Below are 22,558 nucleotides of genomic sequence, written 5' to 3'. Positions count from 1 at the left end.
TGCCCAGAACCTCGGCGCGGAGATTATCTGGAGGCATGACAATCGAGGACCTCTCCCGCACCACCCGGCCCGCGGTGCCGGGCGATGCGGAGCTGCGCCGGCTGGTCGGCCTGGTCGACCACGATCCCGGTGCCGATCCCTTCCCCGTCCTCGGGTGGGACGCGCTGGTGTGGGTGGTCGGCAACGCGACCCAGTTCACGCACTATCTGCAGGCCTTCGGAATGGCGCTGGAGGCCTATTCCGGACCGGAGACCGGCAATCGTGACCACAAGTCCTACGTATTGCGCAGCGGCAGTGCGCGATTCGTGGTGTGCGGGGCGGTGGATCCGGCCAGTCCGCTGGTCGCCCACCACGACCGGCACGGCGACGGCATCGTCGACATCGCGCTCGAGGTGCCCGATGTGGACCGCTGCATCGCCCACGCCCGGCGCCACGGCGCGCGGATCCTGGCCGAGCCGCACGACGCGTCGGACGAATTCGGCACGGTCCGCACGGCTGCCCTGGCCACCTACGGCGAAACCCGCCACACCCTCGTCGACCGGTCGCGCTATCACGGTCCGTATCTGCCCGGATATATCGCACGCCGGTCGGGTTATCAGCCGCGGGTGCCGCATCGGCTGTTCCAGGCCGTGGACCATGTCGTGGGCAATGTGGAGCTCGGGCGGATGGACGAGTGGGTGGAGTTCTATCGCCGCGTCATGGGCTTCACCGATATGGCGGAATTCGTCGGCGACGATATCGCGACCGAATATTCGGCCCTGATGAGCAAGGTCGTGGCCAACGGCAACCATCGCGTGAAATTCCCGTTGAACGAACCGGCGGCCGGGCGTAAACGCTCACAGATCGACGAATATCTGGAGTTCTACGGCGGCCCCGGCGTGCAGCACATCGCCCTGGCCACCGGCGACATCCTGAGCACGGTCGACGCCCTGCGCCGCGAAGGCATCGAATTCCTCGATACCCCGGACGCCTATTACGAGGATCCCGAACTGCGCGCCCGCATCGGCCACGTCCGGGTGCCGGTGCGGCACCTGCAGTCGCGCGGCATTCTCGTCGACCGCGACGAGGACGGCTATCTGCTGCAGATCTTCTGCAAACCCCTCACCGACCGCCCGACGGTATTCTTCGAATTGATCGAGCGGCACGGCTCACTGGGCTTCGGAAAGGGGAATTTCCGGGCCCTCTTCCAGGCGATCGAGCGGGAACAGCACGCGCGCGGGAATCTGTGACCGGCCGCCCTCACTCGGCGTCGGGCAGGGCGCGCAGCCGCGCCTTGACGTCGAGGCGCCGTCGCGACCGCACCGTGTAGAACCCCAGCGCGGCGATGATCGCCCATTGCACCGGGTTCATCAGCGCGACGGATGCCGATACCGGCAGGGAGTAGATCAGCAGGAGCCGTACCACCGCGTCGACCGCGAGTCCGGCGCTCCACACCACCGTGGCGGTCGTGAACGTGTGACGGACGTCGGAGTCGTTGTACCACAACGTTTCCCAGCGTGCCGCGGAATCCGGTCCGAGTGCGTGCATGCGCCGCGAGACCGCGAACATCGCCGGCCGGCCCAGCAGGCAACTGCCCGCCAGCAGCACGCTGATCACCGCCGAGGTGATCGGATCCTTCGCCAGCATCATTCGCTCGTCGCCGCCCAGTACGGCCAGTACCAGACCCAGCGCGTTGAGCAGGAAGACGAATACGGCGACGCCGTCGGCCTTGCGGCGCGTCGCGGCGATGCCGAGCGCCCAAATGCCCGCGACGACCGTCGAACACACCAGCGCGCGATAGCTGGTGCACCCGGCCGCGACCAGCAGATAGTAGGTCGCGGGCGACAGCCCGATATCGGCTGCGAGTGCCAGCACCCGCCGCGCCCGGCGTAGTCGGCTACCGGAGCTGTCGAGAGTGCGTGTGGCGGTGTCGGTCATCGGTATCTCCCCTGCTAGTACTGGACGTTACGTCGTTGCCACGCTAGGGATTTCGGACCTGCGCGCGCCTCGGCCGGGAGATGGATCGTGAGATCTCCACCCGCGGGTGGAGCGACCGCGGCCGCATCTCGGCCCGGCGGACCTTCCGGCGACGATCCCGCCGCGCCTACCGTCGTGGTACCGACGCGGAATGTCATCAGGAGGGTCATGCGAGACGGGTTGCGGGAGTTCGGGCGACGGCTGATCGGCAACGATCCCGACGCCAGCCCGCTGATGCGTGTCATCGGCGCGACGTTGCTGGCCGCCAATCTGGTGTTCGACCATCGTGATCCGGTGCCGGCGTGGCTGTGGGCGGTGCTGGTGGCCGCCTATGCCGGGTGGCTCGTGTTCGCCGTGGTCGAATCCCGGTATCCGCGGGCGGCCACTTTGGCGTTGACCTGGTGCGCGTTGCTGAGCGCGGCGGTCGTCGGACCGGCCCCCGACATCTCCGCGTTCATCATGCTGTGCGCGGCGGCCAGCGTGCTCGCCCAGCAGTTCCGGTCCGGCACCCGAGTGATCCTGCTGGGGTTCGCGGCCGAGGTCGCGGTCCTGATCGCCGGTTGCGCGCTGGCCGGCAAGGACATCGGCGATACGCTCACCTATGTCGGCGTGCTCGTCATTCTGTTGCTGCTCGGGTTGTATCGGCGCCTGCACCGACTGCGCGTCCGCCAGACCCGACTGCTGCTCGAGCAGACCCGTCGCGCGCAGGACGAACACGCCCGGGCGGCGGCGCTGGACGAACGCGCCCGGATCGCGCGGGAGCTGCACGACGTCCTGGCGCATTCGCTCGGTGCGCTGAGTATGCAGTTGGAGGTCGCGGAACTGCTGCTCGACGAAAGAGGCGATATACCGGGCGCATTGGCGCATGTGCGGCGCTCGCACCGGCTCGCCCGCGACGGGGTGATCGAGGCGCGCGGTGCGGTGGCCGCGCTGCGCGGCGACGTGCCACCGCTGCCCGATGCCGTGCGTGAACTGGTCGAGAGCTATCGCCGCGATCATCGGATGACGGTGGAGTTGCGCTGTGACGGTCCCGCCCGGCCGGTGGATTCGGGTGCCGCGGTCTCGCTGGTGCGCACACTGCGCGAGGCGCTGACGAATGCCGCCAAGCACGCACCGGGGCGGCCGGTGCACGTCGCGCTCGTCTTCACGGCCGGCGAGGTGCGACTGTCGGTGCGAAACGCGGTCGCGGAAAAGCAGACTCGCGATCCGCTGCCCGGCGGGTACGGTCTGACCGGAATGCGTGAGCGGATCGCATTGGCCGGGGGCGCACTGTCGTCCGGTGTGGCCGACGGCGAATGGGTTGTGACGGCGGAGGTTCCGATTGAGTGAGCGCCGGGAGCCGCTGCGGGTGCTGGTGGTCGACGACCAGCAGGTGATGCGTGAGGGTCTGGTCGCACTGCTGGGACTGGTCGACGAGGTGAGCGTGGTCGGCGCCGCGGGGGACGGGGAACAGGCACTGCGGGCGGTGGCGGAGACCGATCCGGACGTGGTGCTCATGGATCTGCGGATGCCCGTCCTGGACGGTGTCGAGGCGACCCGCCGGATCGCGGCCGGCCATCCCGGGACCGCGGTGCTGGTGCTGACCACCTACGCCGACGACGCCTCGATCGTGAGCGCGTTGCGAGCGGGTGCGCGCGGCTACCTCACCAAGGACGCCGGCCGGGAGGAGATCGTCGCCGCCCTGCGCGCCGCGGCGGCCGGGCAGTCCACCTTCGACGCCACGGTGTCCCGGCGGCTGGTGGACGCGCTGATCGGTGAAGCTCCCCGATCCGAGGCGGTGTCCGCCCCCGCTACGCCGAATCCCGACGGCCTCACCGCTCGCGAGGCGGAGGTCGTCGCGCTGATCACGCGCGGACTGAGCAACGCCGAGATAGCCGCCCACCTGTTCGTCTCGCCGGCGACGGTGAAGACCCACATCAACAACGCCTTCGCCAAGATCGGCGCCCGCAACCGCGCCGACGCGGTCCGCTACGGTTACCGCCACGGCCTGGCCGACCCGACCGCCGAGTAGCCGGGTCGGCGCAGCGGAGGAGCACCTGCGCCGCCGATAACATAGAGTGCCCATCATGCGATTGACGGCGGCGATTGTCACCGGGACGGCTCTCGCGGCGCTGCTGGCGGGTTGCGGGTCGGGGGATGATTCGGGCAGCGACTCTCCGTCGGTCCGCCCGCCCGCGAAGGTGGCGGCGCTGGGTCCGTTCGCGGGGGAGTGCGGGCATGTCACCGATGACGAGGTCCGGAATCTGGGTGGGCTCGGTCAGATCTCGCAGGTGTTCAAGAACTCGGTCGGCTGCAATTGGCAGGCGGGCGGAATCGGCGGTCCGAGTGTGACGTTCGCGTCGTATCGGGGCAGCCCGATCGGGCGGGAGAAGGCGTGGGTCACCGCGCAGGGCCGCAATCCGGAGTCGATCGAGGTCGGCGGTCATCAGGGTTTCCAGGACGCGAGCCAGGACGGCACCATCTGTGATTTCGCCGTGCAGCTCGGCGACGACTTCTTCGAATGGTCGACCTCGGCCGGCGCGTTCGGGCAGGTGTCGGCGACGCCGTGCGACAAGAACCGCAAACTGGCCGAACTGACCGTGCAGCGTCTGAAGTGAGGGCGGCTGATAATGAGTAACGGCATGCGTGAAGGGGGCCGCGTCCGGCGCGGTGTGCGGGCGGGCGGGATCGCGGTCCTCGCGCTCACGGTCGGGGTGGCGGTCGGCGGCTGCGGACGCACGGTCTCCGGGACCGCGTTGCCGGCGGGTAGCGGCGGCGGGGTCAACATGAACTTCGACAAGTTGCTGCGCGAATGCGAGGTCGTCAAGCAGGACGACATCGCCAAGGCGACCGGCGCCCAGGACGCACAGGGTTCGTTCAACGGCGCGGTGTGCATGTGGGATCTGTCGGGTACGCCCGGCGGCGACGGGATGGCCACGCTGAACTGGTACGAGATGGGTTCGCTGCCGAACGAGAAGGCCAACAACGACCGGCTCGGCTACATCACCACCGATGTGAACGTGCAGGGCCGGCGCTCGCTGCAGGTGCAGCGGCCGGGCGATCCGGATTCGTGCGGCGTGATGGCGCCGGCCGCGGACACCGGGATCATCGGCTGGTGGGTGAACTACCGGCCGGGTAGCCATCCGGATCCGTGTGCCGGGGCGAAGAAGCTGGCCGAGTTGACGCTGAATCTGGCGCGCTGAGGCGAGCCCTGCCCCGGATGCGCCGATCGGTGGACCTCGAGAGATAGTGAAATCGCATAGTCGGTGGTGGGCCGGGGCCCGCGGACCCCACTTTTGCCCCCCGCCGCGCCGACGGGTATCGTGGATCGCTGTGCCCGGAAGCGTGCGGGCAAGTTTGTGCGTAGAACGTAAGCCAGCGAGAGCGGCCGACCGTTTCAGCGTGCCCGGAAAAGTAGGCATGTACTGCGCGCGACACGCCCGACCTCGGGACGCGTGCGAACGCGATCCGGGCAAGTGGTGACAGCTCTATGACCGCGGCGTGAACTCCGGGGAATCGGGGAGCGCCGCCGACAAACAGACATCGAAGAGTTCCAGACACCTGGTTACTGAATAAGGAAAGCCGGTATATGCCAACCATCAACCAGCTGGTCCGCAAGGGTCGTCGCGACAAGGTCGCCAAGACCAAGACTGCGGCCCTGAAGGGGAGCCCGCAGCGTCGTGGCGTGTGCACCCGCGTGTACACCACGACCCCGAAGAAGCCGAACTCCGCGCTGCGTAAGGTCGCGCGTGTTCGCCTGACCAGCGCGGTCGAGGTCACGGCTTACATCCCGGGCGAGGGTCACAACCTGCAGGAGCACTCGATGGTGCTCGTTCGCGGTGGTCGTGTGAAGGACCTCCCCGGTGTGCGCTACAAGATCATCCGCGGCTCGCTCGACACCCAGGGTGTGAAGAACCGCAAGCAGGCCCGCAGCCGCTACGGCGCCAAGAAGGAGAAGAGCTGATATGCCACGCAAGGGCCCCGCACCCAAGCGTCCGCTGATCAACGATCCGGTCTACGGATCGCCGCTGGTCACTCAGCTGGTCAACAAGATCCTGCTGGACGGCAAGAAGTCGACCGCCGAGCGCATCGTCTACGGTGCCCTCGAGCAGGCGCGCGAGAAGACCGGCACCGATCCGGTCGTGACCCTCAAGCGTGCGCTCGACAACGTCAAGCCCGCCCTCGAGGTGAAGCCGCGTCGTGTCGGTGGCGCCACCTACCAGGTCCCGGTCGAGGTTCGTCCGGGTCGCGCCAACACCCTGGCGCTGCGCTGGCTGGTCAACTACTCGCGCGCGCGTCGTGAGAAGACCATGATCGAGCGTCTGGCCAACGAGCTGCTGGATGCGAGCAACGGTCTGGGCGCTTCGGTGAAGCGTCGCGAGGACACCCACAAGATGGCCGAGTCCAACCGGGCGTTCGCGCACTACCGCTGGTGATTGGTCACCCGGTCCGCCGGTGAAGGAACGGCGCCGGGAGGCGAGTCACAGTCGGGTGCGGCACGTGCTCTCAGCAGGGCACTTATCAGCCGCACCCGACGTTGACATAGTGAAGGCCAGGGGCCCGCATCGCGGCGGAACCGCCCGGGCCGTTCCCGAAAATACCGACTAGCTGATCGCTAACAGAGCAGAGCGGGGAAGATTTCCGTGGCACAGGACGTGCTCACCGACCTCAACAAGGTCCGCAACATCGGCATCATGGCGCACATCGATGCCGGCAAGACGACCACGACCGAACGAATCCTGTTCTACACCGGTGTGAACTACAAGATCGGTGAGACCCACGACGGTGCGTCGACCACCGACTGGATGGAGCAGGAGCAGGAACGCGGCATCACCATCACCTCGGCGGCGGTGACGTGTTTCTGGAACCAGAACCAGATCAACATCATCGACACCCCCGGCCACGTCGACTTCACCGTCGAGGTGGAGCGTTCGCTGCGCGTGCTCGACGGCGCCGTCGCGGTGTTCGACGGTAAAGAGGGCGTCGAGCCGCAGTCGGAGCAGGTCTGGCGTCAGGCCGACAAGTACGACGTGCCGCGCATCTGCTTCGTCAACAAGATGGACAAGCTGGGCGCCGACTTCTACTTCACCGTGCAGACCATCAAGGACCGTCTCGGTGCGAAGCCGCTGGTCATCCAGCTGCCGATCGGCGCGGAGGACACCTTCGAGGGCATCGTCGACCTGGTCGAGATGAACGCCAAGGTGTGGACCGGCGAGACGAAGCTCGGTGAGAAGTACGAGGTCCAGGAAATCCCGGCCGATCTCAAGGAGAAGGCCGAGCAGTACCGCCAGGAGCTGCTCGAGACCGTCGCCGAGTCGGACGAGGCGCTGCTGGAGAAGTTCTTCGGTGGCGAGGAGCTCTCGATCGACGAGATCAAGGGCGCCATCCGGAAGCTGACCGTCGCCTCGGAGCTGTACCCGGTGCTGTGTGGTTCGGCGTTCAAGAACAAGGGCGTGCAGCCCATGCTCGACGCCGTCGTGGACTACCTGCCCTCGCCGCTGGACGTCGAGAACGTGGAAGGCCACGTCCCCGGCAAGGAAGACGAGGTCATCACTCGTAAGCCGAGTGCCGACGAGCCCTTCGCCGCGCTGGCGTTCAAGATCGCCGTGCACCCGTTCTTCGGCAAGCTGACCTACGTCCGCGTGTATTCGGGCAAGGTCGACTCCGGCGCTCAGGTCATCAACTCGACCAAGAGCAAGAAGGAGCGTCTGGGCAAGCTGTTCCAGATGCACTCCAACAAGGAGAACCCGGTTCCCTCGGCGTCGGCCGGCCACATCTACGCGGTCATCGGCCTGAAGGACACCACCACCGGTGACACCCTGTGCGATCCGCAGAACCAGATCGTGCTGGAGTCCATGACCTTCCCGGATCCGGTCATCGAGGTCTCGATCGAGCCCAAGACCAAGTCCGACCAGGAGAAGCTGGGCACCGCGATCCAGAAGCTGGCCGAAGAGGACCCGACCTTCTCCGTCAAGCTGGATGCCGAAACCGGCCAGACCGTCATCGGCGGTATGGGCGAGTTGCACCTCGACATCCTCGTCGACCGGATGAAGCGCGAGTTCAAGGTCGAGGCGAACGTCGGTAAGCCGCAGGTCGCGTACCGCGAGACGATCACCAAGCCGGTCGAGAAGCTCGAGTACACGCACAAGAAGCAGACCGGTGGTTCGGGTCAGTTCGCCCGCGTCATCATCGGCCTGGAGCCCTTCACCGGCGAGGACGGCGCGACCTACGAGTTCGAGAACAAGGTCACCGGTGGTCGCGTTCCGCGCGAGTACATCCCGTCGGTGGACGCCGGCATCCAGGACTCCATGCAGTACGGTGTCCTCGCCGGTTACCCGCTGGTCAACCTGAAGGCCACCCTGCTCGACGGCGCCTACCACGAGGTCGACTCCTCGGAAATGGCGTTCAAGATCGCGGGTTCGATGGCGCTGAAGGAAGCGGCCCGTAAGGCCGGTCCGGTGATCCTCGAGCCGCTCATGGCTGTCGAGGTCATCACGCCCGAGGACTACATGGGCGATGTGATCGGCGACCTGAACTCCCGCCGTGGCCAGATCCAGGCCATGGAGGAACGCAGTGGTGCCCGTGTCGTCAAGGCGCTGGTTCCGCTCTCGGAGATGTTCGGTTACATCGGTGACCTGCGGTCGAAGACCCAGGGCCGGGCGAACTACTCCATGGTGTTCGATTCGTACGCGGAGGTTCCGGCCAACGTGGCGAAGGAGATCATCGCCAAGGCGACCGGCGAGTAATCGCAGTCGGGGCGGATTTGCGAGAATCCGCCCCGTTCGGTCGCGCACGACCCCCTGTAAGTACAAACCGCACTGCTGCACAAAAGCACGCACTAACTAGTCCAGGAGGACAACAGTGGCGAAGGCGAAGTTCGAGCGGACGAAGCCCCACGTCAACATCGGCACCATCGGTCACGTCGACCACGGCAAGACCACGCTGACCGCGGCGATCACCAAGGTGCTGGCTGACAAGTACCCGGACCTGAACCAGAGCTTTGCGTTCGACCAGATCGACAAGGCTCCGGAGGAGAAGGCTCGTGGTATCACGATCAACATCTCCCACGTCGAGTACCAGACCGAGAAGCGTCACTACGCGCACGTCGACGCCCCCGGCCACGCCGACTACATCAAGAACATGATCACCGGTGCGGCCCAGATGGACGGCGCGATCCTCGTGGTCGCCGCCACCGACGGCCCGATGCCGCAGACTCGTGAGCACGTGCTGCTCGCCCGTCAGGTCGGCGTGCCCTACATCCTGGTCGCGCTGAACAAGTCGGACATGGTCGACGACGAGGAAATCCTCGAGCTCGTCGAGATGGAGGTCCGCGAGCTGCTGGCCGCCCAGGAGTTCGACGAGGACGCCCCCGTCGTCCGCGTCTCCGGCCTGAAGGCCCTCGAGGGTGACGAGAAGTGGGTCGAGTCGGTCGTCGAGCTGATGAACGCTGTCGACGAGTCCATCCCGGACCCGGTTCGTGAGACCGACAAGCCGTTCCTGATGCCGATCGAGGATGTTTTCACCATCACCGGTCGTGGCACCGTGGTCACCGGTCGTGTCGAGCGTGGCGTGATCAACGTCAACGAAGAGGTCGAGATCGTGGGTATCCGCGAGAAGACCCAGAAGACCACCATCACCGGCATCGAGATGTTCCGCAAGCTGCTGGACCAGGGCCAGGCCGGCGACAACGTCGGTCTGCTGGTTCGTGGTCTGAAGCGTGACGACGTCGAGCGTGGTCAGGTCGTCGTCAAGCCGGGCACCACCACCCCGCACACCGAGTTCGAGGGCCAGGCGTACATCCTGTCGAAGGACGAGGGTGGCCGTCACACCCCGTTCTTCAACAACTACCGCCCGCAGTTCTACTTCCGCACCACCGACGTGACCGGCGTCGTGACCCTCCCCGAGGGCACCGAGATGGTCATGCCGGGCGACAACACCGAGATGAGCGTCAAGCTGATCCAGCCGGTCGCCATGGAAGAGGGCCTGCGCTTCGCGATCCGCGAGGGTGGCCGCACCGTCGGCGCCGGCCGCGTCACCAAGGTCATCAAGTGACCCTGTGAGACAACGCCGTCACGACACGTGACAGCATGAAAAGGGCCGTTCCCCTTGGGGAGCGGCCCTTTTCGCGTTCTCAGTTCTCGGTGGCGGCCAGGAGGGCTTCGGCGAATTCGCGCATCTGGTCGGCGCCGCCGAACCAGGTGGTGACGAGTTCGACTGCGGCGGTGCGGGTTCGGTGGGCGGCGGTGATGAGTCCGTTGAGGTCGACGTCGCCGGCTTCGGCGTTGCGGGCCACATTCTCCAGGGTGTGGCTGGCCAGCAGTAGCTGCATCACCAGGCCGACGTCGATGGCCGGGGGTTCGCCGGTGGTTTCGGCTCGGCGGCGGGCCGCGCGCCGGGAGGTCGGGGGCACGCCGGTGCGGGACGCGATGTCGGTCGGGGTGTCGCCGGAGTGGTGATCGCTGGTGGCGCGGCGATTTCGGCGGCCGCCGGTACCCGCTGCCGGTTCCGCGTGAACGGCGTCGATTGCCGAATCATGCGATGTGGCAACCTCTTCCGCCATCTCGGTCGCCGGGTGGTCGTCGGCTCTGGTTCCCTCCGCGGGCGACCGGTGCCGGCTGGTCGGAACGAATTCCGCCGCAGGGGCTTCCGCTGCGCGTCGTCGGAGGATGTCGGTATCGGACGGTTCGAGGAGGGTGCTCGGGGCGGAGCGCAGTCCCACCGTCGCCCCGTTGCGGGTGGGGAACGGGCGCGCGGTGGCGTCGGCGCTCTCCGCGCGGCTGCGAATCGCCGGCAGCGTGTCGGTGTTCTGCCAGGACTGCGGGTCTGCGGAGTCGGCTCGGTCCGTACCGTCTGCCGGGCCGGAATGGGCCGGGCCGGTTGTTTCGGCGTGGTCGGATCGGGGCTGCTCGTTCGAATGCCGATGCGGAAGCCGAGCCGCGGGGCGCGACTTCTCGTCCTCCTCGGTGGTGGCGTCCGTCGTCGGAACCGCCTCGGCGACAGGGTGTTCGGCGGCGATTCGCGCGCTGTCGGCGACCGATGCGGCGCGCGTGCTGTGTGTGGTGTGGTCGCCGTCGGTCGGCGATTCCGTAGCGGTCGTGGGCCGACGGGCGTCGTCGCCCGGTTGTCCGGCCGGCGATGTCGTCGCGGCCGGCGCGGGGGCGGCCTCGCCGCTGGGTGATGTCGCGCGTGCGGTCGCCGATTCGTCGTCGCTCGCCGTCGTGCGGCGGGGCTCAGCTTCGTCGGCCGGCGCGACTGTGGTGGCCGGCAACTCCGTGCTCGCGGGGCGCGTGGTGCCGTGCTGGCCCTCGCCCGCGGGTTCGGCTGCCGTGGTCGCGGTGATCTCACCGGACAGCCGGGAGGCGGCGGTACCGGCGGCGGGCTCGTTGTCGCGTGCCCGCCGGGCGGCCCGGGGGATGGGGCGGCGGGTGGCTTCCGGGCGGGCATCTGCGCTCGCCGGTGCGGCGGCAGATTCCGTTGCGGCATCGGCCGCTTCGGTCCGGGCGATGCCGTGGGCAGGGGTGGGGAGCCGCGTCGGCAGTTTCGGCGGAGCCGGGACGGATGCGGTGGACGAGGCATCCGATTCGGCCGAATCGGCCCGACGCGGCTCCGGCGGCTCGGCAGGAGTCGCCTCGGCGGGAGACGCCTCGGCGGGCTGGTTCTCGGCGCTACGGGAACGACTCTGGCGCCCGGGGTCGATGCCCAGGCTCTCCGCGATGCGGCGGACCGTGTCCTCCGGATCCTGTGATCCGGCGTCGAGTTGGTCTGCCCAGCTTGCCTTTTCCGGCGTGTCGATCTCGCCGGGAGCCGCGGACGATCCCAGGACCCCCGATCTCGGATCCACGGGAGGCATCTCCGCTGCGCTCACCGCGAAACTGGAGGTGGGAGCGGATTCGTCGCCGGCCGAGGTGGGATCGCCCTGCGGCTGCCCCGCGCCCCGCTCGTAGTCCGCATCGAACGGCGAGGCGAACATGCTGCGCTGCGCGGGTTCTCGGGTGGGCAGCGGCGGGATAGCGGTGCGGGCCGACGTGTCGCGGACCGGCAGCGGCGGTGCGGCAGGAGGCGCCGGAACCGCGCTGCCGCTGAGGTAGTCGGGTGAATAGGACGGAACATCGGTCGGCGAGGCGCCCGGTGGCGACCCGAAAACGCTCTCGCCCTTTCCGGACTCACCGAATTCGGCACTGTCCCAGCGCAGTCCGAACTTCTCGGCGCCGCCGTGCGCGGGTCCGCTGCTGCCCGCCTGCTGACCCGGCTCCTCCTCGGAGCGGGTCAGTCGGTGCCCCTCTCGTGCGGTATGGGGTTCTCCGAAACGGGCATTGGCTGGATCCGTCATACACCCCATTCTTATCGCTCGCCTTTCCGGGTGCGAGTTCGCGGGGTGTGCGACGGGTCCCGCCACCGTTGCGCCGCAGCTCAATCCGTCCGTTTCTCGAGTTCGGTGCCGCGGCGCAGGGTGAGCGACATCAATTCGCTCGGCTCGTCCACTTCGATTCGATGCCAGCGTCCGCGCGGCACGATGAACGCCTGTCCGGCGCGCAGGGATACCGATGCCGCCGGGTCGCCGCTCTCGCGCAGATATATCTGTATCCCGCCCGAGAGCACCGCCACCAGTTCCTCTCCGCTCGGATGCATTTCCCAGTGATCACCGTGGACGTCGGCGTCGGTGGCCACCCGGAAGGCCGCCAGGGTCCATCCCTCCACCTCTCCGGACATGCGGCGTTGTTCATCGAAAACCCGGCCGTCGGGCAGCATTCGGATCCCGCGTGCGAACAGGTCGACAGGTGCGAGTGACATGGTGTTTCCTTTCATTCGGCCACGACCGGAGCCGGGGCGGGCAGGGGTGTGGAGGTGGATCGGCCGGTGGTCCGCGGCATGACCACCGCAGCGACGACCCCGGCCGCGAGGAGCAGGACCGCGCCGATCGCCAGCCCGGTCGCATATCCCGCGGTGACGACCCGGGGCGTCTGCGCCGATCCGGTGCGCTGGGCGGCGACCGAGGCCAGGGCGGCCAATCCGATCGCGCCGCCGATCTGGCGGGCACTGTTCATCAGCCCGGATGCCATGCCGGCCTCCGCGGGGGCGACGCCGGTGGTCGCCGCGGCCGCGAGCGGCGCCAGGCACAGGCCGAAGCCGATACTGGTGACGAGCGAGGGGCCCAGTACCGCGGTGGCGAAGTCGCCACCGGCGTCCAGCAGGGCGAACCATCCGAGGCCCGCGGCGGCGAGCAGCGATCCGGAGATCAGCAGGGTGCGCGGCGCACGCCGGTGGCCGAGCCGAGTCGCGACCACGGTCCCGGCGACGACCCCGGCGGAGAACGGAACGAAGGCCAGACCCGTTGCCGCCGCGGACATTCCGAGCGACTGCTGCATATAGAGCGAGACGAAGTAGAAGGCAGAAAACTGTCCCGCCGCGGCCAGAGCGATGAACAGATCCGCCGCGGCGACCCACCGGTTGCGCAGCAGCGACAGCCGTATCAGCGGCACCGAGGCCCGCCGTTCGAACCATACGAAGGCCGCCAGGAGTACCAGTGCGGCCACGACCGTCGCCACGGTCGCGGGCGAGAACCACCCGTAGCGATCGGTACGGACAACGGCGAGAACGAGCAATCCGGCGCCGCCGGTCGCGGTGAGCGCCCCGGCGATGTCGAGCGGTGGGCGCATCCCGTCGCGGCGGTCGGCCGGGATGCCGAAGAGGCCGAGTCCCAGCACGATCGCGGCGATCGGCAGATTGACGAGCATCACCCACCGCCATCCGGCGTATTCGGTGAGGATGCCGCCCAGCAATACGCCCAGCGCGCCACCGGCGCCGTTCGCCGCACTCCACAGTCCGAAGGCGCGCACCCGCGCTGGGCCGTGCGGGAACAGGACGGTCAGCATCGCGAGGGTCGCCGGTGCGACGGCCGCGGCCGCCACGCCCTGCACAGCGCGCGCGGCGATCAATTGCCACGGCTGCTGGGCCAGCCCACCGGCCAGCGAGGCGAGGGCGAATCCGCACAGCCCGAGCGCGAACAGCCGCCGACGGCCGAACAGGTCGCCGGCCCGCCCGCCCAGCAGGAGGAATCCGCCGAAGGTCAGGGCGTAGACGTGCACCACCCACGACAGATTGATCGGTGCGAACCCCAGCTCCCGGCGAACGGCGGGCAGCGCCACGTTCACCACTGCCATATCCAGCGCAATCATCAACTGCGCCATCGTGATCGCCGCCAGAGCGAACCCCGGCGAATACTTTCTATACATGTATAAAAAGTAACCGACCGCACTGCTCGTTGTCGAGACCTCGTGTCAAGATGGCCGGGTGAGCACCCGAACCGGACGTCCGCCGCGGCTGTCGCGCGCGCAGATCGTGGCCGCCGCGCGCGAGCTGATCGAGACCCACGGCGTGCAGGCGCTGACCATGCGGCGCCTGGCCGCCGAACTCGGCGCGACGCCGATGGCGCTCTATCACCACGTACCGGACAAGGACGCGCTGCTGCTGCTCCTGCTCGATGAGGTGGCCACGGGTGCGGTGCGCCCGCAATTGCCGCAGGACCCGCGGGAACGCCTGATCGTCGCGGCCCGCGCGATGCACGACGTCCTGGCCCCGGTTCCGTGGATCACCGAGGTGCTGACCGCCGACGACCTGCTCTCACCGGCCGCGCTCTGGTATCCCGAGGCGATTCTGGACGCGGCGATGGACGCCGGGCTGGATGCCGATCGGGCGGTGCACGCCTACCGGAGCGTCTGGTACTACACGGCCGGAGAAATTCTGATCCGCGCCGCGGCTCGCCGGCGTCGCGGCGACGATCGGCCCGTGTTCCGGGAGCGCGTCTTCGCCGATATCGATGCCGAGGAGCTTCCGCGCTTGGCGGCCGTGGCCGACCGGTGGAGCGCGCTCACCGCGGCGGATACCTACGAACAGGGTCTGCGCGCGCTGGTCGACGGCCTGCTGCCGGATCGCTGAACGGGTGACGCCGACTCAGCCCAGGCTGCTCATACCGGCCGCGACGACCCGGGAGAGGTTCGTGATCTCCTCGGCGCCGGCGAGTGTCAATCCGTCGAGTGCGTGCAACCGGTCGGTGCTCGCGATGGTGAGCATGGCCGACACCCATGCGGCCGCGCAGGCGCGCAGAGTTCCGGGCTGGACCTGGCCGGGTGCGCTCGCCTGCAGTACCCGGGCGGTGACGTCGAGGAGTTGATCGCGCATGCGGCGCACCTGTTTTCGCACATCCGGATGCGTATCGGCCTCGCGCCACATGATCACGCGCAGTACCGAGGAGTGGTGGTCGCGCAGATTCAGCGCCGCGTCGAGGTTCACCAGGCTGGTCGCCGGATCGCCGGGGCTGACCACCGTGGCGATGTCGTCGATCGGATGGGCGGGAACCCGCTCGGCCATCAGCGCCGAGAGGATCGAGTCCTTGGTGGGGAAGTAGTAGAAGACCAGCCCCTTCGGAACGCCGGCCGCGGCGGCTATGGCAGCCGTCGCGGTCGCGTCGAATCCGTGTGCCGCGAACAGGCTTTCGGCGGCATCCAGAATCAGAGCACGGGCGTCGCCGTCGACTTTCCGGCTGCGGCGACGCCCCGCTCGATGGGGTGTGGGCCTCTGCATCAGTGAGCAGTATGCATCCGCGCCGAGACCTGCGGAAGGGCGGCGAGGGCCACCACGACGGTCAGTACGCCCACGATCCACGCCGTCCACGCCGCCGCGCTGAAGGAGCTGTAGTTCATCACCCACGGGGAAATGAACAGCAGGACACCGAACAGGCCCATGGCGTAATCGGTGGTGGCGATTCCCGGGCGAGTGAACTGGAGCAGGCCGGTCAGGGCGATCAGTACGCCGAGCACGATCAGGGTCCACATGGCGCGGTTGCTGTGGTCGGTCCAGATGGGGGACAGGGCGGTGTAGACGCCCAGTGCCACGGCCACGAAACTCAGGGTGCGGTTTTCGGTGAGCATTGGGGGCCTCCTCAGGGGCGGAATTGTGTTCTGATCTCGGTATAACTCTGATTGACCGCCCGATCAATACTCTGCCCGGAAAATTCCTACACTCGCGTCGGATATGGCGCCCGTCACGACAGTCTAGAACGTGTTCTAGTTTATGGTGGATTGGTGCAGCAATACGTGCCAGCAGTGGGAATCGAGCCGGGAGCGCAGCGATGACAGCACCGATCGTGATCGTCGGCGCAGGTCTGGCGGGCCTGCGCACCGCGGAGGAATTGCGTCGCGCCGGATACGAGGGCGGACTGATCCTCGTCGGTGACGAGCAGCGCCTGCCCTACGATCGGCCGCCGCTGTCCAAGCAGTTCGTGCGCGGCGAGACCGAGGATACGACGCTGCGCCCGGCCGAATTCTTCGCCGAGAAGAACATCGAGCTGCGACTCGGACTGGCCGCGACCGGAGTCGACACCGCGGCGCGCACCGTGACCTTCGACGACGGTTCCGTGCTCGAGTACGGACAGCTGATCATCGCAACAGGTCTGCGTCCCAAGCGAATTCCGGGTCTGCCCGAGGCCTCGGGTGTCCACGTCCTGCGCCGGCACGAGGATGCGGCGGCACTGCGCGACAATCTGGCCACCGCGCGGCGGGCGCTGGTGGTCGGTGCGGGCTTCATCGGCTGCGAGCTGGCGGCGAGCTTCCGTTCCCGCGGCGTCGACGTCGTGCTGGTGGAACCGCAGCCCACTCCGCTGGCCGCCGCCCTGGGGGAGACGGTCGGGCGCCTGGTGGGTCGGATGCACCGCGACGAGGGCGTGGACCTGCGCTGCGGTGTCGGACTGAGCTCACTGCAGGTCGAAGACGGCGCGGTTACCGGGGCCACGCTCGCCGACGGCAGTACGGTCGCCGCCGATCTGGTCGTCATCGGTGTCGGCTCCGCGCCGATCACGGAGTGGCTGGCCGGATCCGGCATCCCGCTGGCGGAGCCGCAGGCCGGTGGGGGTGTCCTCGCCGACGAGGTGGGGCGCACCTCGGTCGAGGGTGTGTGGGCGGTCGGCGATGTCGCGGCATGGCGCCACGACAACGGCCGGCACAAGCGTGTGGAGCACTGGACCAACGCCGGTGAACAGGCCAGACTCCTGACGACCGCCCTGCTCGGCGGTGACGTGCCCGCGGCCGCCCGAGTGCCGTACGTGTGGAGTGATCAGTACGACCTGAAGATCCAGGTGCTCGGCACTCCCGCGGGCGCCGACGAGATCCGGGTGATCGAAGACGACGGCCGCAAATTCCTGGCGCACTACTTCGACGGCGGGGTCCTGACCGCTGTGGTCGGTGGCGGACGCACCGCGCAGGTCATGAAGATGCGCGCCGAACTCGCCGCCAACGCCCGGTCCGCAGCACCCCTGAGCTGAACGCGTACGCCCGGGGCGGACCGAAGGGCGCGGGAACACCACTCGGCCGATACCCCGGTCGGGCGCAAGGGTTCGTGGCGACGCTAATACAGTGGCTGCGTGATCGTTGCGCTCATCGATTCGGGACTGGGGTTGCTGCCGACCGGGGCGTGGCTGCGCAAGTTGCGTCCCGACCTCGATCTGCTGCTGCAACTGGATCCAGATGGTGCGCCGTGGGGTCCGAAACCCGAGCAGTGGGTGATCGATCGGGTGCTGGATGCGGCCCGCCGCTCGTTGCGGCTCGGCGCGGAGGCCATTGTGCTGCCGTGCAATACCGCCAGCGTCACCGCACTCGAGCAGGTGCGGGCCGAGGTCGGGCCCCAGGTGCCGGTGATCGGCACCGTCCCAGCGATCAAACCCGCCGCCGCGGCCTGCGCGTCGGTCGCCGTGTGGGCGACCGCGGCCACCACCGCGAGCCGCTATCAGGCCGATCTCATCGCCCGCTTCGGCGGTGAGGCCGATGTGACGGGTGTGGCGTGCCACGGCCTCGCGGACGCCATCGACCGCGGGGATCTCCCGGCCGTCGAACACGCCATCGCCCGCGCCGCCGAGCAGACTCCCGCCGGCACCGAGGCGGTCGTACTGGGCTGCACCCACTACCCCCTGGTCCTCGATTCCATCGTGGCCGCACTGCCCCCCGGCGTCCGGCTGTTCGACAGCGCGGAAGCCGTTGCGGGCCAAACACTTCGGCGCATCGACGCGCTGGGCCGGCCGACGGCCGGGACCGGCACGGTGACCGTCTACAACAGCGGCCGCGCCGGTGCACTGCCCGCGAGTGCGGCGGCCTTCGAATCGGGCCGCGTGCTCGGGGCGGTCGATAGCGCCTGCCCCACGGTCTAGTCTCGCGAGGGCACTGGGCGGACCGTGTTGAACCGGTCACGGTTGCGCCCGTGTCTCCCGTCGGCCGCGCCGTGCCGAAGCCGGTGGCGCTGAACGAATCCTGTTCCGGGACATGTTCTTTCGACCGCTCCGCGCTGCTGTGGCGCAGCATCGGAGGCGGGGCTGTGACCTGCGCCCCAGCCACTCGTGGGAGGTCTGGTGGTCCGCGACCGGGCGCGGTTCTACCGTCGTTCTCGCAGACGTACAGCGCGGTCGTCGACGCATTTCCGTACCCACCCCCTACCGGGCCGGCCGCCACGACGCCGGCGCATCGGTAACAGACAGACCCGGAGTTATGGCTACCCGAACGCCTTGGAGCGATGTTCATCCCGGAACCGGCGACACCGAATCGTCATACCGCCCACTACCGACGCCGCCGAGTGATCGCCGTCCGGTGTGGGGATACCTGTGCGGTGCCGGGTTGAGTGCCACGACTCTCGTTCTGTTGTTCCAGCCCTGGTTGTCTGCGTCCGGGCCGGGTGGCGCGATCCGGTCGGATGCCTTCGGCCGGCTGGCCGGCACCGAATCCCAGCAGGACTGGGGAGGCGTGGGTCCGCACAACACCGATATCAGCGGCACCTGGGCGGTGCTGACCTGTGTCGCTATCCTCGCCACGATCTTCGCCGCGGCGGCATATCTGCGGACCCGCGCCGCGATCTTCTCCACCGCCGCCGCGGTCGCGGGGAGCGGCGTGGCGCTGTTCGTTCTCGCGGACGTGCTGTATCTCGACAACAAGGAATCCGAGCTGCGGGCGGCGGTCGCGGACGACAGCAGTTTCTCCGGCATCCTCCGCGGTCTCTTCGGTGGTGCCCACGCCGCGCACCAGCTGGCGGGCGCCCACCTCGACATCGCCGCGATGCTCGCCGGGATCACCGCATTCGGCGCGGCGGCATGCCTGCTGACCAACCATCTGCGCGAAACCCCGGTTGCCCGCACCGTCGCCCGGCCGATGACCACGCTCGTCGACGCCGCACACTTCTCGGCGCCGACCGCACGGACCCGGCAACGGACGTACACACCGCCTGCGGCACCCGTTGCGCCCCACCCGATACCGGCAGCACCGCAACTCAAGCCGACGGCACCTGACCTGGCACCGGCCGCATCTCATCTGGCACCGACCGCAGGGCAACTCGCGCCGAGTGCTGCCCACGCGGCGCCGAACGAAGCGGCGGCACCACCGGCGCCCGTCGTCGAATTCGGGGACATCACCGCCGAGCGGCACGAGCCCGCACCGAGCGCCGCCGAACTCCCGCCGTTCCCGGTGCGCAAACAACCGAGCTGGCGCATCGTCATCCCCGCGGGGGCGGTGTCCGCACACGCACCGGCACGGGCGGAGCGCACCTTCGCCAAGTGATGCCGGGCGCGTGCCGGCCGGACGCGTTGTCATCGGGAAAAGGGTGCGCGGTGAGTGATACTGCCGTACATGACCGTTGCGCGTTTTCCCGATGAGCAGCTCGCGGCGCCCGGCCGTTTCGGCGGAGTTCGGGCATGACCTCCGCGCCGACCGCCGCCGATGTCGCGCGTGCCGTGGACGAATTGGGTGATCCCGAGCGCGCCGTCGAGTTGCGGCGGTTCTTCAAAACCGGGCCCGGGGACTACGGCGAGGGCGACGTCTTCATCGGAGTCCCCGTGCCGCAGACCCGCAAGGTCGCGAAAGCATTTTCCGCCCTGCCGATTTCGGAGATAGCCGAACTTTTGCGGAGTCCGGTGCACGAGCATCGGCTCGCGGCGCTGGTGATCGCGAACAACGCGATGGCGAAGGCGGGGAAACCGCGCACGTACGACGGTGCCGCACAACAGGAAATCGTCGACATGTATCTGGCGGCGGTGCGGGGCGGGCGCGTGAACAATTGGGATCTGGTCGACGTATCGGCCGAGAACATCCTGGGCCCGTGGTTACTGGGACGGCCGCGGGATCTGCTCGACGAATTGGCCCAGTCGGATTCGCTGTGGGAACGCCGGGTCGCGCTGCTGACGACCTTCGCGTTCATCAAGGCCGGCGACGCCTCGACCACCTTCGCCCTGTGTGAACGGCTGCTCGACGATCGGCGCGACCTGATTCAGAAGGCGGTGGGCTGGATGCTGCGGGAAGTCGGCAAACGGGTGGACCGCGCGCTGCTCACCGATTTCCTGGATCGACGTGCCCACGATATGGGCCGCACGGCGCTGAGTTACGCCACCGAGCATCTGGAAGCCGAGGCGCGCGCGGCCTATCGGGCGCAACGGCGGTCGCCGTAGGTCCGCCCGCCGTGCCCGGTCCGCAGGCCGGCCACGGCGGCGACGGTCCTCAGAACTGGATCTTCAGATGATCGGTGACCGGATGCGCCTGGCAGCCGAGGATGTATCCGGCTTCGATGTCCTCCGGATCGAGAATCTCCGAATTGTCCATCTCCACTTTGCCTTCCAGCACCGTGCAGGCGCAGGAGCCGCATTCGCCCTCCTGGCAGGAGTACGGCACGTCCAGACCCTTGGCGAGCATGATGTCGACCAGGGTCTGGCGGCGCGGCCACTGCATGGAATGGGTTTCGCCGTCGAGTTCGACCTCCACGGTGGCCGCGTCGGCGGCGTCCTCCTCGCTGACCTCGACCGGGGCGCCGGCGGCGAACGGATCGCCGGACAGCGAATTGAAGACCTCGGCGTGGGTGCGGTTGCGCGGCACCTCCAGCTGGGCCAGTGCGTCGTGCACCCGGTCCATGAACGCCTTCGGCCCGCACATGAAGGCGCGGAAACCGGTGTACGGGGTGCACAGCGCGGCCAGTCCGTCGGCGGTGGGCAGACCCTGCAGCGTCTCCAGCCAGTGCACCACCACGAGCCGCTGCGGATTCTTGTCGGTGAGTTCGCGCAGTTCGTCGGCGAAGATGACCGATTCCGGATCGCGGTTGGCGTAGACCAGCACGATCCGGCCGTTGCCGCGGGCCAGAGCCGACTTCAGGATCGACATCACCGGGGTGACACCGCTGCCGGCCGCGAACAGCAGCAGATCCTCGTCCAGATCCTTCGGTGTGAAGACGCCGGAGGGCGGCAGCACCTCGATCTCGTCACCGGCTTTGACGTTGTCGCACACCCAGTTCGACGCGTATCCGTCGATCGTGCGCTTCACGGTGACCTTCGGCCGCACATCGGTGTGCGGCGAGCTGGCCAGCGAATAGCAGCGCGCGACCGAACCGGTGCGCTCGCTCGGGATGCGCAGCGTCAGGAACTGGCCGGGCTGATAGGCGAAGCGCTCGCGCAGATCTTCGGGCACGTCGAAGACCAGCGAACAGGCGTCGGCCGTCTCGTTGACGACAGCGGCGACCCGCAGCACGGCCGAACGTGAGCTGTGCGGTACGACGGGATCGGCGGTGGTCATGGTGTCCTCTCGGGGCCGGGCGCTGGAGCGGGCAAACTAGAACGTGTTCTAATTTATGATACGTGGCCGTCCCGCTGCCGGACAAGCTGGGCCTCGAGCCCCGCGATCAGCACATCCATGCCGAAGTCGTAGGAGTATTTTCCGCGCAGGTCGCCCATGTGCTTGACGGCCCGCTCGACGGCTTCGGGAAGCGGCATGTCGTGCAGCGCGGATCGGTCCCGCGGATTGACCCGGGCGCGGCCGAACAGATACGTGTGAATGGTGGCATAGGCGGCGAGCACATTGCGATCCTCGAACCCCGCATCGGACAGGATTTCCATCACAGCGGCGATCAGATCGAGCTGTTTGCCCAGCGTCTGTTCGATCAGCACATCACCCAGGCCAGGGTGTTTGCGCAGCTTCTCGTCGATCTGATCGATGAGTTCGCGCAGGCGCTGCTGCCAGGTGCCGAATTCCGGCGGTGGAGTCCGCACTCCGGTGAGGGCCGCGCTGGCCACCAGATCCAGCAGTTCGCGCTTGTCGGCGACGTAGTAGTAGGGCGCCATCGGCGAAACGCCGAGTTCGCGGGAGAGCCGGCGCATCGACAGCTTCTCCACGCCGTCGGCGCGCACCACACGCAATGCGGCCTCGACTATCTCGGCTTCCGAGAGTGTGTTGCCGCCCCCGCTCGTCTGCATCCGTCCGACTCCCATGCCACCTCTAGACCTGCGCAGCCCGCCCGACGGCCACCCGTCATCTGCTGTTCAACGTGCTTGCCTTCCGCAGTCTAGAGTGCGCGTTCGTGGTGGCGGCCCGGTACGTGGAGGAGATCGGCGCACACCGCGACGCCGCACGTCACGCGGTAGTAGCCGGAGATGAACTACCGCGTCCCGCGCGGGATCTCGTTGATCATGAAGTGAATGTTGCCGTGAGATAGCTAGATAGCGTCGATGGTCATTGACACCCGCGCAACGCCGGAGCCGGTGCGTTGCCGCCGGTTTCGTATCGAATTCGATCCGTTTTTTTCGACACGGGATGCCCGGCGGGCGGTTAGCGCATAG

Annotated in this window: 22 protein-coding genes; 14 read left to right on the top strand and 8 right to left on the bottom strand. The window is 68.1% G+C overall.

Annotated features, from left to right (window positions below):
* Positions 1–35: 35 nt before the first annotated feature.
* Entirely contained in the window at positions 36–1,229 is a 1,194-nt protein-coding gene (hppD, locus tag RJ03_RS23770) for a 4-hydroxyphenylpyruvate dioxygenase (protein ID WP_036505820.1), read from the top strand.
* A 10-nt stretch (positions 1,230–1,239) separates the two neighbouring features.
* Here the strand turns inward: hppD and RJ03_RS23765 are convergent, their stop codons facing one another.
* The gene (locus tag RJ03_RS23765) at positions 1,240–1,917 is read right to left on the bottom strand and encodes a VC0807 family protein (RefSeq protein WP_036505819.1); all 678 of its coding nucleotides are present in this window, start codon (positions 1,915–1,917) and stop codon (positions 1,240–1,242) included.
* Positions 1,918–2,124: 207 nt separating this feature from the next.
* Between RJ03_RS23765 and RJ03_RS23760 the strand changes: the two genes are divergently transcribed.
* The 8 genes from RJ03_RS23760 (at position 2,125) to tuf (ending at position 9,987) form a co-directional block, all read left to right on the top strand.
* On the top strand, positions 2,125–3,285 hold the full coding sequence (locus RJ03_RS23760; protein ID WP_051025180.1) for a sensor histidine kinase: 1,161 nt from the start codon (positions 2,125–2,127) through the stop codon (positions 3,283–3,285).
* The gene (locus tag RJ03_RS23755; protein ID WP_036505818.1) at positions 3,278–3,967 is read left to right on the top strand and encodes a response regulator; all 690 of its coding nucleotides are present in this window, start codon (positions 3,278–3,280) and stop codon (positions 3,965–3,967) included. Before RJ03_RS23760 ends, RJ03_RS23755 begins: the two co-directional genes overlap by 8 nt.
* Positions 3,968–4,022: 55 nt before the next feature.
* Entirely contained in the window at positions 4,023–4,553 is a 531-nt protein-coding gene (locus tag RJ03_RS23750) for a DUF3558 domain-containing protein (protein ID WP_036505817.1), read from the top strand.
* Between the two features lie 24 nt (positions 4,554–4,577).
* Complete coding sequence (locus RJ03_RS23745; RefSeq protein ID WP_051025183.1) at positions 4,578–5,138, top strand: DUF3558 domain-containing protein; 561 nt, start codon at positions 4,578–4,580, stop codon at positions 5,136–5,138.
* Between the two features lie 386 nt (positions 5,139–5,524).
* On the top strand, positions 5,525–5,899 hold the full coding sequence (rpsL, locus tag RJ03_RS23740) for a 30S ribosomal protein S12 (RefSeq protein WP_014353064.1): 375 nt from the start codon (positions 5,525–5,527) through the stop codon (positions 5,897–5,899).
* 1 nt (position 5,900) lies between these two features.
* Entirely contained in the window at positions 5,901–6,371 is a 471-nt protein-coding gene (gene rpsG, locus RJ03_RS23735) for a 30S ribosomal protein S7 (protein ID WP_030517120.1), read from the top strand.
* 207 nt (positions 6,372–6,578) lie between these two features.
* Positions 6,579–8,681, top strand: coding sequence for an elongation factor G (fusA, locus tag RJ03_RS23730; protein WP_036505816.1), 2,103 nt, complete (start codon positions 6,579–6,581; stop codon positions 8,679–8,681).
* A gap of 115 nt (positions 8,682–8,796) precedes the next feature.
* Positions 8,797–9,987: an elongation factor Tu gene (tuf, locus tag RJ03_RS23725; RefSeq protein WP_036505815.1), complete on the top strand. Its 1,191-nt coding sequence runs from the start codon at positions 8,797–8,799 to the stop codon at positions 9,985–9,987.
* Between the two features lie 79 nt (positions 9,988–10,066).
* On the opposite strand, the gene RJ03_RS37325 is transcribed toward tuf, so the two are convergent.
* The 3 genes from RJ03_RS37325 to RJ03_RS23710 all read right to left on the bottom strand — a co-directional run bounded on the left by RJ03_RS37325 (position 10,067) and on the right by RJ03_RS23710 (position 14,168).
* Positions 10,067–12,265 (bottom strand): hypothetical protein, encoded by a 2,199-nt coding sequence (locus RJ03_RS37325; RefSeq protein ID WP_036505814.1) that lies wholly within the window; start codon positions 12,263–12,265, stop codon positions 10,067–10,069.
* Between the two features lie 80 nt (positions 12,266–12,345).
* Complete coding sequence (locus RJ03_RS23715; RefSeq protein ID WP_036505830.1) at positions 12,346–12,726, bottom strand: cupin domain-containing protein; 381 nt, start codon at positions 12,724–12,726, stop codon at positions 12,346–12,348.
* Positions 12,727–12,737: 11 nt separating this feature from the next.
* Positions 12,738–14,168 carry an MFS transporter gene (locus RJ03_RS23710; RefSeq protein WP_036505813.1) on the bottom strand — a complete coding sequence of 477 codons (1,431 nt, stop codon included), beginning with the start codon at positions 14,166–14,168 and terminating at the stop codon, positions 12,738–12,740.
* Positions 14,169–14,226: 58 nt separating this feature from the next.
* Here RJ03_RS23710 and RJ03_RS23705 point away from each other — a divergent pair, with 58 nt between their 5' ends.
* A complete protein-coding gene (locus RJ03_RS23705) occupies positions 14,227–14,871 on the top strand; it encodes a TetR/AcrR family transcriptional regulator (RefSeq protein WP_036505812.1) in 645 nt (214 codons plus the stop codon).
* Positions 14,872–14,886: 15 nt separating this feature from the next.
* Here the strand turns inward: RJ03_RS23705 and RJ03_RS23700 are convergent, their stop codons facing one another.
* Together RJ03_RS23700 and RJ03_RS23695 are read right to left on the bottom strand one after the other, a co-directional pair.
* The gene (locus tag RJ03_RS23700; RefSeq protein ID WP_036505811.1) at positions 14,887–15,516 is read right to left on the bottom strand and encodes a TetR/AcrR family transcriptional regulator; all 630 of its coding nucleotides are present in this window, start codon (positions 15,514–15,516) and stop codon (positions 14,887–14,889) included.
* The gene (locus RJ03_RS23695; protein ID WP_036505810.1) at positions 15,516–15,863 is read right to left on the bottom strand and encodes an SPW repeat protein; all 348 of its coding nucleotides are present in this window, start codon (positions 15,861–15,863) and stop codon (positions 15,516–15,518) included. Before RJ03_RS23695 ends, RJ03_RS23700 begins: the two co-directional genes overlap by 1 nt.
* Before the next feature lie 200 nt (positions 15,864–16,063).
* On the opposite strand from RJ03_RS23695, the gene RJ03_RS23690 reads away from it, so the two are divergent.
* The 4 genes from RJ03_RS23690 to RJ03_RS23675 all read left to right on the top strand — a co-directional run bounded on the left by RJ03_RS23690 (position 16,064) and on the right by RJ03_RS23675 (position 20,407).
* Positions 16,064–17,251 (top strand): NAD(P)/FAD-dependent oxidoreductase, encoded by a 1,188-nt coding sequence (locus RJ03_RS23690; RefSeq protein WP_036505809.1) that lies wholly within the window; start codon positions 16,064–16,066, stop codon positions 17,249–17,251.
* Positions 17,252–17,350: 99 nt separating this feature from the next.
* Positions 17,351–18,130, top strand: coding sequence for a glutamate racemase (locus tag RJ03_RS23685; protein WP_036505808.1), 780 nt, complete (start codon positions 17,351–17,353; stop codon positions 18,128–18,130).
* 460 nt (positions 18,131–18,590) lie between these two features.
* Positions 18,591–19,523: a hypothetical protein gene (locus RJ03_RS23680; RefSeq protein WP_157163486.1), complete on the top strand. Its 933-nt coding sequence runs from the start codon at positions 18,591–18,593 to the stop codon at positions 19,521–19,523.
* A 134-nt stretch (positions 19,524–19,657) separates the two neighbouring features.
* Entirely contained in the window at positions 19,658–20,407 is a 750-nt protein-coding gene (locus RJ03_RS23675) for a DNA alkylation repair protein (protein WP_036505806.1), read from the top strand.
* A gap of 49 nt (positions 20,408–20,456) precedes the next feature.
* On the opposite strand, the gene RJ03_RS23670 is transcribed toward RJ03_RS23675, so the two are convergent.
* Together RJ03_RS23670 and mftR2 are read right to left on the bottom strand one after the other, a co-directional pair.
* A complete protein-coding gene (locus tag RJ03_RS23670) occupies positions 20,457–21,518 on the bottom strand; it encodes a ferredoxin--NADP reductase (RefSeq protein WP_036505805.1) in 1,062 nt (353 codons plus the stop codon).
* Between the two features lie 53 nt (positions 21,519–21,571).
* Entirely contained in the window at positions 21,572–22,195 is a 624-nt protein-coding gene (gene mftR2 / locus RJ03_RS23665; protein WP_051025179.1) for a mycofactocin system transcriptional regulator MftR2, read from the bottom strand.
* Between the last annotated feature and the right edge of the window lie 363 nt (positions 22,196–22,558).

Source organism: Nocardia aobensis NBRC 100429, assembly GCF_000308375.1.
In the GTDB taxonomy this organism is placed as follows: Bacteria; Actinomycetota; Actinomycetes; order Mycobacteriales; family Mycobacteriaceae; genus Nocardia; species Nocardia aobensis.
The sequence above is the reverse complement of the archived record's forward strand: the minus strand, read 5'-3'. Positions and strand labels throughout refer to the sequence as shown.

Excerpts from the sequence above, each read along its gene's own strand:
- RJ03_RS23690 (WP_036505809.1), top strand. The coding sequence starts at position 16,064 with ATGACAGCACCGATCGTGATCGTCGGCGCAGGTCTGGCGGGCCTGCGC.
- RJ03_RS23675 (WP_036505806.1), top strand. The coding sequence starts at position 19,658 with ATGACCTCCGCGCCGACCGCCGCCGATGTCGCGCGTGCCGTGGACGAA.
- RJ03_RS23700 (WP_036505811.1), bottom strand. The coding sequence starts at position 15,516 with ATGCAGAGGCCCACACCCCATCGAGCGGGGCGTCGCCGCAGCCGGAAA.
- RJ03_RS23745 (WP_051025183.1), top strand. The coding sequence starts at position 4,578 with ATGCGTGAAGGGGGCCGCGTCCGGCGCGGTGTGCGGGCGGGCGGGATC.
- RJ03_RS23750 (WP_036505817.1), top strand. The coding sequence starts at position 4,023 with ATGCGATTGACGGCGGCGATTGTCACCGGGACGGCTCTCGCGGCGCTG.
- rpsG (WP_030517120.1), top strand. The coding sequence starts at position 5,901 with ATGCCACGCAAGGGCCCCGCACCCAAGCGTCCGCTGATCAACGATCCG.
- RJ03_RS37325 (WP_036505814.1), bottom strand. The coding sequence starts at position 12,265 with ATGACGGATCCAGCCAATGCCCGTTTCGGAGAACCCCATACCGCACGA.
- RJ03_RS23695 (WP_036505810.1), bottom strand. The coding sequence starts at position 15,863 with ATGCTCACCGAAAACCGCACCCTGAGTTTCGTGGCCGTGGCACTGGGC.
- RJ03_RS23760 (WP_051025180.1), top strand. The coding sequence starts at position 2,125 with ATGCGAGACGGGTTGCGGGAGTTCGGGCGACGGCTGATCGGCAACGAT.
- hppD (WP_036505820.1), top strand. The coding sequence starts at position 36 with ATGACAATCGAGGACCTCTCCCGCACCACCCGGCCCGCGGTGCCGGGC.
- RJ03_RS23715 (WP_036505830.1), bottom strand. The coding sequence starts at position 12,726 with ATGTCACTCGCACCTGTCGACCTGTTCGCACGCGGGATCCGAATGCTG.
- RJ03_RS23710 (WP_036505813.1), bottom strand. The coding sequence starts at position 14,168 with ATGTATAGAAAGTATTCGCCGGGGTTCGCTCTGGCGGCGATCACGATG.
- mftR2 (WP_051025179.1), bottom strand. The coding sequence starts at position 22,195 with ATGCAGACGAGCGGGGGCGGCAACACACTCTCGGAAGCCGAGATAGTC.
- RJ03_RS23670 (WP_036505805.1), bottom strand. The coding sequence starts at position 21,518 with ATGACCACCGCCGATCCCGTCGTACCGCACAGCTCACGTTCGGCCGTG.
- rpsL (WP_014353064.1), top strand. The coding sequence starts at position 5,525 with ATGCCAACCATCAACCAGCTGGTCCGCAAGGGTCGTCGCGACAAGGTC.
- RJ03_RS23765 (WP_036505819.1), bottom strand. The coding sequence starts at position 1,917 with ATGACCGACACCGCCACACGCACTCTCGACAGCTCCGGTAGCCGACTA.